This window comes from Paenibacillus glucanolyticus NBRC 15330 (genome assembly GCF_004000885.1).
GTDB classification, from domain to species: Bacteria; Bacillota; Bacilli; order Paenibacillales; family Paenibacillaceae; genus Paenibacillus_AQ; species Paenibacillus_AQ glucanolyticus.
This window is the reverse complement of sequence record NZ_BIMC01000002.1, coordinates 102352-118110: the sequence shown is the minus strand read 5'-3', so window position 1 is coordinate 118110 and position 15759 is coordinate 102352. Positions and strand designations below refer to the sequence as shown.

General features: G+C 49.9%; 17 protein-coding genes. 3 read left to right on the top strand and 14 right to left on the bottom strand.

Features of this window, described 5'->3' with window-relative positions:
- Window position 1 precedes the first annotated feature (1 nt).
- The 4 genes from PGL02S_RS04285 to hemE form a co-directional block, all read right to left on the bottom strand.
- On the bottom strand, window positions 2-775 hold the full coding sequence (locus PGL02S_RS04285; protein WP_006211721.1) for a glycerophosphodiester phosphodiesterase: 774 nt from the start codon (window positions 773-775) through the stop codon (window positions 2-4).
- 38 nt (window positions 776-813) lie between these two features.
- Window positions 814-2130: a CapA family protein gene (locus tag PGL02S_RS04280; RefSeq protein WP_036641558.1), complete on the bottom strand. Its 1317-nt coding sequence runs from the start codon at window positions 2128-2130 to the stop codon at window positions 814-816.
- Window positions 2131-2279: 149 nt separating this feature from the next.
- Complete coding sequence (hemH, locus tag PGL02S_RS04275) at window positions 2280-3221, bottom strand: ferrochelatase (protein WP_036641555.1); 942 nt, start codon at window positions 3219-3221, stop codon at window positions 2280-2282.
- A gap of 35 nt (window positions 3222-3256) precedes the next feature.
- Window positions 3257-4315, bottom strand: a complete 1059-nt coding sequence (gene hemE / locus PGL02S_RS04270) for a uroporphyrinogen decarboxylase (protein WP_036641552.1) — start codon at window positions 4313-4315, stop codon at window positions 3257-3259.
- Window positions 4316-4551: 236 nt separating this feature from the next.
- On the opposite strand from hemE, the gene PGL02S_RS04265 reads away from it, so the two are divergent.
- The gene (locus PGL02S_RS04265) at window positions 4552-5763 is read left to right on the top strand and encodes an MFS transporter (protein ID WP_036641549.1); all 1212 of its coding nucleotides are present in this window, start codon (window positions 4552-4554) and stop codon (window positions 5761-5763) included.
- A 311-nt stretch (window positions 5764-6074) separates the two neighbouring features.
- On the opposite strand, the gene PGL02S_RS04260 is transcribed toward PGL02S_RS04265, so the two are convergent.
- On the bottom strand, window positions 6075-6707 hold the full coding sequence (locus PGL02S_RS04260; protein ID WP_036641548.1) for an O-methyltransferase: 633 nt from the start codon (window positions 6705-6707) through the stop codon (window positions 6075-6077).
- Between the two features lie 162 nt (window positions 6708-6869).
- Between PGL02S_RS04260 and PGL02S_RS04255 the strand changes: the two genes are divergently transcribed.
- Together PGL02S_RS04255 and PGL02S_RS04250 are read left to right on the top strand one after the other, a co-directional pair.
- A complete protein-coding gene (locus tag PGL02S_RS04255; RefSeq protein ID WP_006211727.1) occupies window positions 6870-8018 on the top strand; it encodes a THUMP domain-containing class I SAM-dependent RNA methyltransferase in 1149 nt (382 codons plus the stop codon).
- Between the two features lie 119 nt (window positions 8019-8137).
- Complete coding sequence (locus PGL02S_RS04250) at window positions 8138-10123, top strand: LTA synthase family protein (RefSeq protein WP_036641546.1); 1986 nt, start codon at window positions 8138-8140, stop codon at window positions 10121-10123.
- Window positions 10124-10190: 67 nt separating this feature from the next.
- Here PGL02S_RS04250 and PGL02S_RS28515 read toward each other — a convergent pair whose 3' ends face one another.
- The 9 genes from PGL02S_RS28515 to PGL02S_RS04210 all read right to left on the bottom strand — a co-directional run bounded on the left by PGL02S_RS28515 (window position 10191) and on the right by PGL02S_RS04210 (window position 15703).
- Complete coding sequence (locus PGL02S_RS28515; RefSeq protein WP_155984617.1) at window positions 10191-10421, bottom strand: hypothetical protein; 231 nt, start codon at window positions 10419-10421, stop codon at window positions 10191-10193.
- Between the two features lie 52 nt (window positions 10422-10473).
- Window positions 10474-11934, bottom strand: coding sequence for a serine hydrolase domain-containing protein (locus PGL02S_RS04245; RefSeq protein WP_051449254.1), 1461 nt, complete (start codon window positions 11932-11934; stop codon window positions 10474-10476).
- Complete coding sequence (locus PGL02S_RS04240) at window positions 11931-12485, bottom strand: hypothetical protein (protein WP_006211731.1); 555 nt, start codon at window positions 12483-12485, stop codon at window positions 11931-11933. Before PGL02S_RS04240 ends, PGL02S_RS04245 begins: the two co-directional genes overlap by 4 nt.
- The gene (locus PGL02S_RS04235; protein ID WP_051449253.1) at window positions 12482-12847 is read right to left on the bottom strand and encodes a PadR family transcriptional regulator; all 366 of its coding nucleotides are present in this window, start codon (window positions 12845-12847) and stop codon (window positions 12482-12484) included. Before PGL02S_RS04235 ends, PGL02S_RS04240 begins: the two co-directional genes overlap by 4 nt.
- A gap of 130 nt (window positions 12848-12977) precedes the next feature.
- Window positions 12978-13244, bottom strand: coding sequence for a hypothetical protein (locus tag PGL02S_RS04230; protein WP_006211733.1), 267 nt, complete (start codon window positions 13242-13244; stop codon window positions 12978-12980).
- Between the two features lie 124 nt (window positions 13245-13368).
- On the bottom strand, window positions 13369-13590 hold the full coding sequence (locus tag PGL02S_RS04225) for a YuzB family protein (RefSeq protein WP_036641544.1): 222 nt from the start codon (window positions 13588-13590) through the stop codon (window positions 13369-13371).
- A 30-nt stretch (window positions 13591-13620) separates the two neighbouring features.
- Complete coding sequence (locus tag PGL02S_RS04220; RefSeq protein ID WP_006211735.1) at window positions 13621-13923, bottom strand: hypothetical protein; 303 nt, start codon at window positions 13921-13923, stop codon at window positions 13621-13623.
- 127 nt (window positions 13924-14050) lie between these two features.
- Window positions 14051-14299, bottom strand: coding sequence for a hypothetical protein (locus PGL02S_RS04215; protein WP_036641541.1), 249 nt, complete (start codon window positions 14297-14299; stop codon window positions 14051-14053).
- A gap of 201 nt (window positions 14300-14500) precedes the next feature.
- Window positions 14501-15703, bottom strand: coding sequence for a M14 family metallopeptidase (locus tag PGL02S_RS04210; protein ID WP_036641539.1), 1203 nt, complete (start codon window positions 15701-15703; stop codon window positions 14501-14503).
- Window positions 15704-15759: the final 56 nt, after the last annotated feature.

Below are 15759 nucleotides of genomic sequence, written 5' to 3'. Positions count from 1 at the left end.
ATTAAAACCTCCATTTTCTTCGCCAGAATGGAACTTTTGGTGCAATTTTATGAATAAAAATCTGACCCCAAGTATCGGGCCGGTTCGTGCAGATCATGATGGCCGGATTCATTCTTGCCAGTGATCTCATACTTTTCGCATCATCCACCGTCCACGCCATGGGGGTGATGCCATTCTTCACCAAATCCGACGCAAAGGCTGCATCCAGATGAGAATAACCAATGGATAAAAAAGAGCATTTCATTTGCTTCAAGCGTGATAACAAATTACGGGGATGAGCATCGATAATAAGTCCTGTATTCACTTCGGGATCCAGTTCCTTCGCTTTAATCAAGGCTTTCGGCTCGAAGGAGGTGAGCACCACATCCGGGAGCATCCGGTGAGCATGGACCCGCTCCAGCACAGCCTCTTCCAGACCTGGATACATATCTCCGCTCGTCTTGAGCTCGATATTAAGTTTCAATCGTCCTTTGACAAGCTGCAAGACTTCATCCAGTGAAGGAACCTGCTCCCCCCTGAATTGACGTCCCTTCCATTCTCCAGCGTCCATTCTCCGGATTTCCTGCCAAGTTAGATCCTTCACCTTGCCCCGGCCTGTTGTCGTACGATCTACGCTGAAATCATGTATGACTACAGGGACTCCATCCTGAGTCAGCTGCACATCGATTTCCATCCAGTGCACAAAAGGCTCATCCATCGCCATCTGAATGGCTGCGCGCGTATTTTCAGGTGCGATACCGGAAAATCCCCGGTGAGCCACACATAAATTGTTCATGGTGGGACCTCCTTGGTGTAACTGTTAACGAATTAACATTATTCCACTGTTTTACCTGTTATAACTTCACCATCCGGTGCTATTTTGACACCGCCGATGGATCGCTTCTGTACCTCCTGCAGCAAAGCTTGAGCTTCTTCGCCTTCCAGCGGAATGACCTGTCCGATCTCCGTTCGGTATGGCGTCAGCTTCAGGTCACAGTCTCCTTGACGGCTGCACGAGGCTTGGAATACGGCAGTGCTCCACGTATCGGCATTCCCCGATTTGGTAAATATAAAATTGCCGGTGCTGTACGCGATCCATTTGCCTTTATACTGCTCCAAGCCCTGCAGCACATGCGGATGCCCTCCGATAATCAGATCCGCTCCACCGTCAATGAACGCACGCGACAGATTGATCTGGTATGAATTTGGCGTCTTGTGAAGCTCTTCTCCCCAATGGGCGATCACAACGACCAGATCGGCTTTGGAACGCGCGTCCTGAATCGCTTCAACCGCCTTCGGCAGAACGTGATCATAGGCACCCGCTACGCCCGGCCTGTTCTCCAGGGCATACCAGGACGTCTCCGGGAGGACACGGCTGAATCCAAGCAGTGCAACCGTCATGCCCTGCAGCTCGAAATACTGTGCCGCAAAGGCTTCTTCTTCATTACGGCCTGCTCCAACATAGCGGATATCATGGTCCTTCAGATGTTTCAAGGTATCCAGAAGTCCTTCCTGACCTTGGTCGAGAATGTGATTGTTAGCCAGATTAACAGCTTCTATCCCTGCTTCTCGAAGGGAAGGCAGAACCTCAGGCGAGGTCTTGAATACAAATTTCTTATTGGCCGCGCCAACTCCCCCGGTCGTGACCGGGGTCTCCAGATTGAGAACGGTCAAATCATCCTCCAGAAATGCGGTGCCCAAGTGCTTGTATGGATAGTCATACCCATGTCTCTTCAGCGCATCCTCCACTTTGCCAGAGAATAAGGTATCCCCGGCAAAATGCATGATCACCCGTTGGTTGTCATTGGTGCCGGCTGGTTCATCGGCTCCACTGTCTGCAGGTTCGGATGTATCGGGATCCCATTGTTCATCGGGCTCATCCGTATTCGGGTGGGCCGAATCCGTTCCCTCGCCGCCGGACTGCTGCCCGGAACCCGGCTGATCCGGATCGTTCCCTTCCACGCCAAATTCCGGCATACCAGGCAGATGTGCCGTTTGTTGAACAGGATCTTCTCTAAATTTAAAATGATAGACAAGCAAAGCAGCAATCATCAAAATCAGACATAGGTTGAGTATGATCCAAACCTGTCCGGTTCGCTGCTTACGGGCCTTCTTCTCGGCCTTGCTCTTCTCTGATCGTGACAGTTGCATAGGTCACTCCTTTATTCACTTATAAGATCGCGCAATAGCGCAATAAGTCGCTCCCTCTATTATACCAGCTTCCCGGCAAAGAATAGAACCCCCCGTCACCGGGGAGTTCTATATCCATGTTTCATATTCAAATTTTGCGAATAACGGCTTTACAGTCCAATCAGCGTGATCACGGAATCACTGAGCGCTTCCATATAGAGCGGATCGCTGTTCAGCGAATCGATACGCTCAAGCCGCATATCCATTTCCTTGGCAATGCTTTTGGCTTCGATATCCAGATCATACAATACCTCAAGATGGTCTGATACGAATCCGACCGGTGCAACCAGCACATCCTCAACCTGCTCCTCTTTATTCAGAGTTTGCAGTGTGTCCAGAATATCCGGGCCAAGCCAAGGCTCGGCTGTCCGGCCCGCACTTTGCCAAGTAAACTGCCATTTCTTCACGCCAGCTCTTTCCGCTACTGCTTTGGAAGTCTCAAGCAGCTGCTCCTGATAAGGATCTCCTACGGACAAGATACGCTCAGGAAGACTGTGCGCGCTAAACAGCACTCTCACGCTGTCCCGATCAGCGCCTGCCTCTTCGAACTGATTCAGCTTGGCAGACACGCGGCCTGCAAAAGCCTCGATCAGTTTCGGGTGCATGTGATAACTCTCCACGAACGAAATCTGAAGTCCCAGCTCATCCGCTTTGGCTTGAGCACGCTTCACATAGGAACCCACACTCATCGTGGAATAATGGGGAGCAAGCACGATGCCGACAGCTTCCTTAATGCCGTCCTGCACCATTTGCTCAACACCGTCTTCAATGTACGGGGCAGCGTGCTTCAATCCCTGATAGCATACAAATTCAAGGTCGGCACTGCGCGGATCTACATTTAACGTATCCTGCAGCGTCCGAACCTGACGATCTGTGTTCTCACGGAGCGGAAACACACCTCCCACAATCGCCTCATAGCGGTCGGTCAGCTCCTTAAGCTGCTCCTCCGTCGGCTTGTTTCCGCGACGGATATGGGTATAATAACTCTCGATTCCTTCCATGTTCTCAGGTGTGCCGTAGGACATAACCAATACACCAATCTTGTTCTTCATACCATCTCACCTCTGACTAATAAAATATTCACCTTTTAAGAACGTTGTGCACCTGCCTGTAGTGCCTGTGCCGAATACTCATGGATGTAGGATGTCAGCTCACGCAGCTTCTCCAGGGAAGCCTCCGGAAATAAACCGTGCCCTAGATTAAACACAAAGCCCGGCTCCTGAATCCCTTGATCGATGATCTCCTTCGCATACTGCTGAATGACCGGCATCGGTCCGGTCAGCACGGTCGGGTCCAGGTTACCCTGAACAGCATATTTATGCTCTAAACGGCGGCGTCCTTCTGCAATTGACACTCTCCAATCCAGGCCGATCACATCAACGCTGAGATCCGTTAGCGTAGGCAGCAGCTCTCCTGAGCTTACGCCAGGAAAATAAATTTTCGGAACGTGCAGATCCTGAAGCTCTGCAAAAATACGCTTGATGGTAGGAAGCACGAAGGTTTGGAAATCCTGCGGGGACAAGGCCCCCACCCAGCTGTCGAACAATTGAAACGCTTTCCCTCCGTTCGCTACGTGGGCGCGCAAATAAGCAATCACCATGTCTCCGAGTTTATCCATCAGGGAGAACCATACCTTCGGCTCGCTGTACATGAGCTCTTTCGTACGCAGATAGTTCTTGGATGGTCTTCCTTCGATCAGATAGCTGGCAATTGTAAACGGAGCACCGGCAAATGTAATCAGCGGTACTTCAAGCTCCTTGTCCAAGATGCGGATTGTTTCCAGCACATGTCCAAGATCGCCTTCCACATCAATAGGGCGAAGCTTCTCTACGTCCGCTGCAGATCGGATCGGATTGTCGATCACAGGCCCGATATTTTTCACAATATCGAAGTCTACCCCGATCGATGCAACGGGATTCATAATATCGGAATATAAAATAGCTGCGTCCACACCGAGCTTCCGTACCGGCATCAAGGTTACTTCAGCCGCCAGCTCCGGTTGACTGCATATTTCCAGAAGGGAGTACTTTTCTTTGATCTTTCGATACTCCGGGTCATAGCGTCCCGCTTGTCGCATGTACCACACAGGAACATGGCTTACTTCCTGCTTACGGCAAGCGCGGATAAATTGATCGTTATAGGTCATGATTACGGCCCCCATCAGTGTATAAAGTTTCCTATAGAACATTATGCCCTTTTTAAAAGTAAGTAACAACCGTCTTACATGGACATCCTATGAAAATCGCATGACAATCTTATGACATTGTTAGCTTTTGGCATTTTTCAAATATGTTATACTGGAAGAACGGCAATTTTAGGGTAAGACTCCATTCGTCCGGTTCATTCCGGACTCGACAGCTTAGAAAGGAAGTGACGGGCACATTGACCAATTGGAAAATCAATCTCATTGTGCTTTGGTTCGGACAGTTTTTGGTCAACTCCGGGATGACGATGATCACCCCGTTCCTGACATTGTATTTGGCGCAGGACCTGAATGTTGTAGGGGACCGGGAAATAGGACTATGGGCAGGATTGATATTCGCAGCCAACTTCCTGACATCATTCATTTTTCAGCCGATCTGGGGAAAAGTCGCGGACAAGTACGGTCGTAAACTGATGCTGCTGCGTTCCGGATTCGGCATGGCGCTTGTCATTGCGTGTATGGGCTTTGCCACCCATCCGTGGCATTTGCTCGTTCTCCGTCTTCTGAACGGTACCATATCGGGATTTAACCCGGCGGCTATCTCCCTCGTATCGGGGACCACGCCAAAGAACCGGATGGGATTTGCCATGGGCATCATGCAGTCCGGACAAGTTGCCGGCACGATACTCGGTCCATTAATTGGCGGACTCATGGCCAGTTGGGTCGGGTTCCGGCCAATCTTCTATATTACGGGCGGACTGATATTTGCAGCTTCGCTGCTCGCTTTGTTCCTCGTCGAAGAGAATTTCAACCGTGAGCAGGCGGCCCGGGCACCTCAGACTTCGGTTATCGCCGGACTGAAGGAGCTGAGCCACATTCCGCAGCTGCCGTCCTTGTTCGCGGTCACGTTCCTGCTTCAATTCGCCATGATCAGTCCGATGGCGCTGCTTCCGCTGTATGTTCAGAAGCTGCATGGGTCGGCGGTTGATATCGCCATATGGGCCGGGTTCGTTGTAGCGGTGACAGGGCTCTCGAACATGATCGCCTCGCCGATTCTCGGCAAGCTCAGCGACAAGGTCGGGGCACACCGGATCTTGACGTATGCCTTGATCGGAACGGGACTTACGCTGATCCCGCAGGCTTTTGTGCAGTCCGTATGGCAGCTCATCATCGTACGGTTTATGATGGGGGTCTTTATGGGCGGATTATTGCCGAGTGTCAACGCGCTGATTCGCTCCTATACCCCGGACGGCATGGAAAGCCGCTCCTTCGGCTTCAACACAAGCTCACTTGCGCTTGGCAACATGCTCGGAGCAGTGATCGGCGGGTTCTTGTCCGGATTCATCGGAATTGAGGGGCTGTTTATTACTTCAGGCTGCCTGCTGATCATCAACATGATCTGGGTGAGGCGGAAGCTGTTCTCAGACAAACCCTCGCCCAAGTACCGTTAGATATACAATTCCTGATGGCACCGCTCCAATATCGCTCCAAATTGCAAGGGGCTGTCCGTGGTCACAATCGACCCGAGGACAGCCCCTTTGTTATGAATCAGATCAGATGGCAAGCAGCAAAATGACCTGTGGAAACCTCCCTGAAATCAGGGATCTGCTGTTTGCATACGGCATACGGACACATATAGGTGTGGATACTGTTAAAGAATTCATACACTGGCCCAAATCTGACTTCCAGTCGACAGTCCAATGGCTGCACTCCTTCCCATGCTCATCTTATCGTTCAGTACACAACATCATGGTGTGTTTAATCATTTAACGCGTGCAAGGATCAACCCGTCATAGGCAGGCAGCAGCGTGCTAACCAGCCTCTCGTCGGTGGCAATGATTTCATTAAAACGGCGTACCGCCTGAACCGAAGGTCCGTTTTTCTCCGAATTCAACGTTCTTCCCCGCAAAAAGCAGTTATCCCCGGCGATGAGGGCACCCGGATTTGCAAGCTCCATCGCATATTCCAAGTACAGAGGATAATTCTCCTTATCCGCATCAATAAAGAAAAAATCAAATGTCCGCCCTTCCCGCTTCAGAGCCGCCAGGCTATCCGCAGCCGGACCGATCCGGTATTCCACCCGATCCTTGAAGCCGGCCTTCTCCAGATGAGCGCCCGCAAGCGCCGCGTACTCCTCCTTCAATTCCAGTGAAGTGAGTTTACCGTCAGCAGGAAGCCCGCGGCACAGACAGATTCCGCTGTATCCGCCAAGCGCACCGATCTCAAGAATATTCCGTGCGCCGGCTGTCTGTACGAGCAGGGTCAGCAGCCGGCCGTAAGCCGGTGCCACCGAAACCTCGGGCATGCCATGTTCGCGAATGGCCTCTATCACAAGCTGAAGCTCTTCATCTTCAGGATATAATTGGTTAACATAATCATCAGGGGTCGTAAGCAATGACGCTGCCTCCTTTTTCTTAGTAGCATACCTTATTTCCCGTTAAACCTAACGAGATCTATCATATGATAATTGTCTTAGTCAATGCAATCGCCTATACTATATAGATTGAACCGGCGGCGACTATCGCCGTACACATGTTAAATGGAGTTGACATCGTTAATGCCTCGATTACAATTGATCGCGACAGCCCCGATGGGGCTTGAAGCCGTTGTTGCCCGCGAGCTGAAAGAGCTCGGGTACACGGACATGGAAGTAGAGAATGGTAGAGTTACCTTTACGGGTGACCTGATTGATATTTGCCGCTGTAATCTGTGGCTCCGTACGTCAGATCGTATCCTCGTCAAAATGGGTGAGTTCAAGGCTTTCACCTTTGATGAGCTGTTTGAAGGAACGAAGGCCCTTCCGTGGGAAGAATGGATTCCGGCGGATGGTGAGTTCCCTGTGGAAGGCCGATCCCATAAATCGCAGCTTAGCAGCGTTCCTGCTTGCCAAGGTATCGTGAAAAAAGCGATCGTGGAGAAGCTGAAGCTCTCGCATCGTACGGAATGGTTCCCCGAGGACGGTCCCCGTTATGTAGTTGAAGTGTCCTTGCTGAAGGATCGCGCCATACTGACGCTCGATACGACGGGACCTGCCCTTCATAAACGCGGTTACCGCAAGCTGGTAACGGAAGCTCCACTGAAGGAAACTATGGCTTCCGCTCTGCTGCAGCTGAGCCGCTGGGGACCGCATCGCCCGCTGTATGACCCGTGCTGCGGTTCAGGCACCATTCTGATTGAAGCCGCTATGCTGGCCTGGAACATCGCTCCCGGCATGCGCCGCTCGTTCCCGTCCGAGCATTGGGATATCATCGGGAACGACCTCTGGGAAGATGCGCGCGAGGAAGCATTTGACGCTGTGAAGGACGATATTCCGCTGCAGATTGCTGGGAGCGATATCGATCCGAAAGCCATCGAAGTCGCCAGGGCGTCTGCCAAGAGTGCCGGTCTCGCCGGAGAAATCGAGTTCAACGTTCTTCCTGCAGCCAAGGCCATTCCTGAAGGTGAATTCGGATGTATTATAACCAATCCGCCCTATGGGGAACGATTGAGCGAGAAAGAGGAGGTTGAACGTCTGATCCGCCAGCTCGGATCTGTGACGCACTCGCTTCCGACCTGGTCCTTCTTCGCACTGAGCCCGACCAAACAGTTCGAGCATTACTTCGGCCGCAAGGCAGACAAGCGCCGCAAGCTGTTCAATGGCCGGATTGAATGCCAGTACTATCAATATCTGGGTCCCCTGCCGCCGCGTAATAAACCGGCAGAATAATATAATGATCCTACTTCCATCGCCGCCCACGGGCGGCTTTTTTTGCGAGGGCTCCGTTTGAATTCATGCCGGCCCAAACTATAATCTAAAGAATAATGCTGGTGAAGGAGGATATGCCATTGCTCTCATCCCATTCATGGATTGATATCCGAAGACGGGCCTCCAAAGGGCTCCATTACCGATATACCGGATATTTATTATTCCTTGTCCTTATGATGTACAAGCTCATCCTGCTGGATCATCATCTCCATATTTCCAATATGAAGCTCGATCAAGCAGACTATATCATAGCCGTGGGCTCGCTTCTGCTGGTCTCCTTCTGGACCTTTTGGCTTCCGCCAAGAGGCAGGCTTGTATCGCTAACTTTACTGAATCTGCTGTGGACAGGCATCCTGTACGCCGATTTGATCTACTACCGTTACTTCGATGATTTCATCACGGTACCGGTGCTCCTGCAGGCCGGGCAAGTCGGCTCCCTCGGAGACAGCATCCGTTCTCTTATTCACGGGTATGACCTGTTCTTTTTCCTGGATTGGCTGATCATCGTTCCGTTTACGGCAGTCATGGTATTCCGCAAACGGAGATCGACCACGAATGGTTACCTGTTCCCTGGTGAACAACGCCAGCAGCGTCACAAGCGGATCAATCGCCGTTTGGTAACAGGTACGCTCGTTCTCATCCTTGGTCTTGTCATGACTTTTGTTCCTATCAAAAGAGCTTCGGATACATGGGCGGTAGGCTTGTTTGAGGGCAATTGGTGGAATATCACGCTTTATAACGTGACGGGGCTGATCGGCTTCCACGGATATGATATTTACCGATATGGCCGGGATCACCTGATTGGCCAGCCCAAGCTGGCTGAGGAGGAGGTCAATCAGGTCAAGGCCTGGTTTGATGCCAAACGTATGAAGCCATCCGGTTCTGACGCTTGGTTTGGCAAGTATAAAAACAGTAATGTTATTACGATTCAGACGGAAGCCTTCATGAATTTTGTCGTTGGCCAGTCCGTCGAGGGTCAGGAAATCACGCCGAACTTCAACCGATTGATGAAAGAGAGCATGTATTTCAGCAATTTTTATCATCAAACCGGGCAGGGAAGAACGTCCGATGCGGACTTTGTCACACACAGTTCCCTGCTGCCGCTGCCCACGGGTTCCGTGTTTACGCGGTATGCCGATCGTGAATACGATACCCTTCCGGAGATTCTGAAGGAACAGGGCTATGCCGCAAATGTTTTCCACGCCTATGACAGCAGCTTCTGGAACCGGACGACGATGTATCGGGAAATGAAGTATGATCGGTTTTACAGCAAAAAAGATTTTGATATGACCGATGTGCTGGGATGGTCACTCAGTGACAAAGCGTTTTTGGAGCAATCGCTGAATGAGATGGACAGCATCAAGCAGCCCTTCTACTCCTTCCTGATCACGTTAACGAGCCATCATCCGTATTATGTGCCGAAGGATGCCCGGAAGCTGGATACAGGTGCTTTTGAAGGCACGATGTTCGGGGATTATTTACAGTCGATCCATTATGTTGACGAAGCTTTCGGCCAGTTCGTGGACCAGATGAAAGAGCAAGGATTATGGGATAACACCATGCTGATCATCTACGGCGACCACGACAATTCGATCAAGGACAAAGCGGACTACGAGAAGTTCCTCGGACGGGAGCTGAACGCGCTCGACATGGAACAAATCATGAACCAGGTTCCCCTGCTGATCCGCTTGCCGGACGGCGAAAATGCGGGAGTATATTCAGATGCCGCCGGCATGATGAACGTGACGCCGAGCATCCTGCATCTGCTGGGTGTGCCTAGCGAGCCGTATTACTGGATCGGAAGTCATTTGTTTGATGAGGAGCCGCGTCTGATTCCGCTTCGCAGCGGCGCTTTTTCCGATGAAAAGGTGTTCTACCTGCCTTCCGAAACGGCCGGGCTTGAAGGTGGAACCTGTTATGATCTGGTGACGCGTCAGCCAACCGACATCCAGGCATGTCGTGATGGATATGATGAGACGCAAAAGCAGCTTAAGATATCGGATCAAGTCATAACGTATGATTTGCTGAAGCAATTCAAAACACAGGGCGGAGTAGAAACGAAGTAACAAGGCAGCCAGACCAGGCATCCTTACCTTTGTTCTCTTTGCAAAAACGAGGGTTTCTCAAAAGATCTTAGATCTTGCGGGAAGCCCTTTTTGCGTTTGAAGCCGCTCCATGTACGAATCGTTCCTGCTGGTTGATCGCAAGAAAGCCCGGAAGCCAGAACGATTTCGCTCGCCCATATCTTTTATCAAGCGTCCACAATAAAAAATAAACCATAACGGCGTGAGTAACATCCTGAGCACCGCTATGGTTTATTTGAATTGTATTACTTTTGCCGGTATTTTTATTATGCTGCAGCAACTGATCACGCGCATAAAGTCATTTATTCTAGCTGCTCCATACAGCTCACAATTCAAGCCCGATGGGATATTGACTTCTGACGTCTTCTCCAGCTGACAAGCGCTCCGTACAAGAGCAAGAGTCCCATGATTGCAACGCAGGCAACGATCCCCAGCGTCAAGTAGGCAATGTCGGGTGCAAAAAGACGGATGGAGTTCCACGGCGAACTTGACAAACTCGTAAACAGTGGAATGATACCACCTGAAATAACAAAGAGAATCAAGCTAAACGGAAGAGCAAGGTGTAGCTTAAAGCTACGTTTATTCGTTATGATAAGCATCCATACAACGATGATCATCAAGATGATCCATATTCCTGCTAACAGCCAAATCAATGGATGGGTCCCCACGGAAAGCGGCTTCGGGTCTTGCCCATCAATTATGCTCCTCAGATCTTTTGATACCTGTATTAGTCTGGCTTCCTCAAGAATATGGTCCTTGTTGCTCAGAATGACGGCACCCATACCCCGATCCGGGATAAAAAAGATCTCCGCGCGAGCCTCAGGTGTTGATCCTGAATGCCATAACATGGCCTCCCCTTGGTCTGTCTCACTTATTCTCCAGCCTAATCCATAGGCACGATCAGTCCTATACTGGACCAGTGGTGACAGGAACAGCTCCTTGTATTCACGGCGGATCAAGCCTTCGTTCTCCTGAAGCAGAAACTGGAGATAACGCGCCATATCGTCAATGCTGGCTGTGATGTAACCATATGAAGCACCGCTGTTATCATACGGTATACTGCTTACTCTAGGATAACCAAACCAGGATTGAAACCCCTTCTCAAATCCGGTCTGGGCAGCCCGCTTCTCATCCGCCGCAGCCATGCTCATACCCAGCGGTCCAAACACATGCTTCTCCATGTAATCAGCATAGGATTGCCCGGACACTTCCTCCAGAATAGCACCCAGAATCATATAATTGGCATTACTGTATTGATGCTCTTCCCCAGGCGCCTTGCTAAGCTTCTCCCTGGAGAGATTACGAACATTCTCTTTCAAGGTAGAAGCCTCCTTGGCAGCCACATCGGAATACTCCAAGCCCGTAAATGTACTGTAGCCGCTCGTTTGTGCCAGCAATTGTCTTATCGTTATCGATGATACCTCGGGAGAAGTTTCCTCCGTAAACCACGGAAGATAATCTCCAACAGACCCATCCAGATCCACCTGACCGGACTCCAAAAGTTGAACAATCCCCAAAGCCGTCATGGATTTAGAAATTGATCCGAGTAAGAACGGGGTCTTGGAACTGACAGCGTTGCCCTCCCCAGTTACACCATAGCTGTTCGTAAACACAATATCCTCATCCTGCACGACTGCAACAGAAAGACCAGGAATCTTGTATTCCTCCATCATCTCTTTCATATACAGATCAATCTTTCCAAATCGTGCATCTTCCGCTTCAACTGCATGATCGAATGTTGGAAACAGGAATACCAGTACGGACAAGATCGTAAACATCCACTTCTTTCTCATGTTACGCTCCCAGCTTCCGTTTCCGGGAAAGGACGTCGATGTTTTCTTTTGTCATAAACATAGGCCACCAGCGTAATAACAGAAGATATCAAAAGGCTGAATAATATCAGAAGCATATTCCACCACGTCTGATCAGATATCCGATATAGTAAATGGAAGCCCGTAATCTCATACCCATTTACCCATGCCGTTGTTAATGAGAAGGAAAATGCCAACTGGCAAATGACGTATACCGCAGCAAAAATAAGCGGATACTTCAGAAATCCCCACAACCTTCCTGTGCTGGTTCGCTCTCCGGAGTCTTTCGGAGCAGGGGTGGATTGACTGGGGTCACTTACTCTTGAAAAGCCTTGTACCTCTGCATAGTCTCTGACATAAATAATGGGAGAGTCCAAATCTTGAAGTCCCATCTCTCCGTGCTCCCTGCATGCCTCCAAGTGTTCCTGAATTTGGGCTACCATTTCTTCCATCTGATGAGGCGTAATATCGTAGTTTTTCAATTCTTGACGGACTATGGTTATAAATTGTTCTTCTTCATAGGATAGTGTCATGATCTCCCGCTCTCCCGTTCCTCGCCGTTTGCATATAGCTGCACATTCGCTGATAACAGTGACCGAATATCCTGTTGCAGCTCCTGCCATTCCTGAATCTTGTTGTCCAGAAATACCCTTCCATTTGGCGTTATTTCATAATACACTCTGGCCTTACCACTATCACTAAATTCTCTTGTATCCGTGACCCACCTCTGGTCTTTCAGCTTCGACAAGATCGGATAAATGCTGCCTACTCCCTTCAATTTCAGTTGATGTTTCTCAAGCTCCTTCATAATCTCGTAACCGTAACTCTTGCCATTGCTCAGAATGGCCAACACACACATCTCCAAATGTCCTTTAATTAGACTTGTTCTATCCATGACATGAATTTAACAGAAATATATATCGGAATCAAGTATATATTTCTAAGATATATATTTGATTCATAAAAATTTAAAAAACCCGTTCAAGAGCTTACAGGCTCTTAAACGGGCTGCACAGGATTTATAACTACTTTTTAGCTGAACGAAGCTTGGACAGACGCTCCTGCTCCTCACCTAACAACTCTTCCGCCAATTCAACGGCGTTCGGATTCCCTTGTTCGATCACCTGATCGACCGCGCGTTCTGTGTGGGACAACGAATTCTCCGCTTGCTGAATTAACTGGTCCGTCGGATGCGACAATGCCGAAGATACGGCACGGTGCAGCTTCTCCACGGAATCAAGCGCACTGTTGCTGGGACTGTTGGAATGAAGACTGGAATCGTGACTGTTCATGACGGAAACTCCCTTCAATAGTTGTTGGTTCCTGTTGCCCTCTTAGCATGGATGGCTGAGTCAGGAACTATACCCGCAGGATGGGAATTTCCGTGAATACTTCAACTTGAATGCATATGGATCATTATTTGACAAACGCTAACGCCTTCGCCAGCACCTCATCCTCTGTTGGTGCGCTGACATAGCGGCCGTTAATATAAATAAACGCGCGTTTGCCGCATGGACCGCAATAGGATTTACAGCCGATCTTAATATCGGCATCCGGGGCCAATTTCTGAATCTTCGGGATCATTGTTTTCAACCTTGTGTGTCTGCATTTCTCGCAAACGCGGATATCGTTAGCCATGGAATATTACCTTCTTCATTCTGAAGTGACCTAGTGGTCGCCGTGATTGCCTTGGGTCGGATTTGTAATCACAAAACCTTCCTCAGGGAAATAAAGATAGTCGATTTTGACACCGTCCAGGAAGGGTTGTCCAGCCTCCAAGATGACGTCGATCTCTTTATCTGTGGAGACAACGACATCCGTTTCCTTAGGTGTATCCATGTCGAGCCCGTAATGGGCATGATCTCCATGCGCGTGGGTAACCACGACGCGAAGTTTCTTGCCCGTGTTCTCTTCCTTGTCCAGCTCTCGCTTTATAACCTTGGCCGCATTGCGGGTAATTTTACATTTCACGTATATTCATCTCCTCACGGATGGTTCATTCAATATGTTATTGTAGACCCCAGCCGACTTTTTCGCAAGGGCCCTGTCTATTCCGGAGCCTGAATTCCGCCTATCGGGCACGCTTGCAGGTACCTTGTTATCTAGCTGGGCAGACTCGGGTATTGCGCTCGACACGGGATACAAACCAGTTCATCAGCAGCATCGTAAATCCGATATCATCAATCGGCAGCAGAGGCATCAAGTCCGGCAGCACCCAGTACAGCGCAACCGGAATCAGGAATAACAGCTTGTCCCCTAGCGCAACCTGGGAAGAGGTCAAGTAACCGAATATCCGCTGGAATACGTGCGACCAGCGCCGAAGCGACCATAATCTTCTCCACTTCATGGTGTTTCCCTCCATTTCAACTGCATGTCTATATATCATTACCCAATTCACGAATCTCTAAGAAAACCTTAGCATCACGGTATTCGAGACCCTTACATTCGGTATAGGCGAAAAGAGACCACTGCCATGATCCATTATAGCAGCGGCCGTCTTTCTCTGTATATGCTATACGTTGCAGTGCCTTTTTCGTTTCAAAACAGCCTATCTCAAAGACATGAACGCAGCCAGGACGGATCCCACCTCTACACACAGATCTTCGAAATCTTCGAGCGGCAGCGGATTAATGCCATAACCAATCTCCACGGTGAAACCCGGCTTCCGAAAATGCTGAATAAACCAATCTTTGTAACCCGCATCACTGCCCTGCAGCTTAACCGGACGATAACCGCTTGCCTGACCCAATGTTCTGGCCATACCCTCGCTTTCCGGCGGCTCGTAATCCCGATAATTCCAATAGATCTCTTTCCCCTGACTATGAAGCGAGATCGCACGATCCGGTGAGATGTCCAGGGTATGCTGATACAACACGATGGCTTCCGCCTCGCATAACGGTGCGCTTCCCGCATAATCCTGCGGCGAAGGCCTGACCTTCCCCCTACGCGCCACTTCCTCATCCCAGTGGGCAGGGAATTGGTCTCCCAGATCTACACCGTTAATATTGGCTTTCCAGCGGCGAAAATCCTCACGCCCGCTATTCCATTCAATAAGACGCTCGTAATATGGATGAGAAGGCGTAACCCCTTCTTGTACAAGCTCTACGCCGTCCGGATTCGCCATCGGCACAATCCATAATGTATAGTTTCGGTACCACTCATCCGGCTCATTAGAATAGACCGATGAACCTTCCGTCAAGGCTTGGGCGTATTCCTCCAGAAACCGCATCAGGCAGGGGCTCGTCATCCATTCATTGGCATGCAAAGCGGCATTGATGTGAAGGTTTTTAGGGCCTCTACCGATTTTAGCTGCATAAATCGGTTTGCCCATAACACTCCTGCCGATGATACTCCACTCGATTGCAGGATAATGCAGCTGCATCTCTTGTATATCCCGCTCCAAATCCCGCGGTCCATATTCGCCGGATAATCGTATCCAATGTTTATGCGTTGTTGCCGGAAGGACAATCGTTTTTCCCTGTGGCAGATGGTTCGCCGATAACCCGGGGTTCAGCTCTTCCAGAGCTTCCTTCCGAAAACGAAAGGTCGCGGCAATACTATCAAAGGTATCATGTTCCTGAATAACATACCGTCGCCGCAATGAAGTAGGAAGATATAACATTTGTCCCTGCTGGAGGTACGGCTGCTGCGCCGCCCATGGATTCGCCGTAATCAGCTGTTCAAACGCCAGACTGTATCTGGCCGCCACGCGCCTAAGCGTATCGCCTTTCTGTACGACATATTGCTGCATAATGGATTCCTTTCCGCGGCAAGGCCGCTTCGATTAGCGTCCATTCCATGTATATG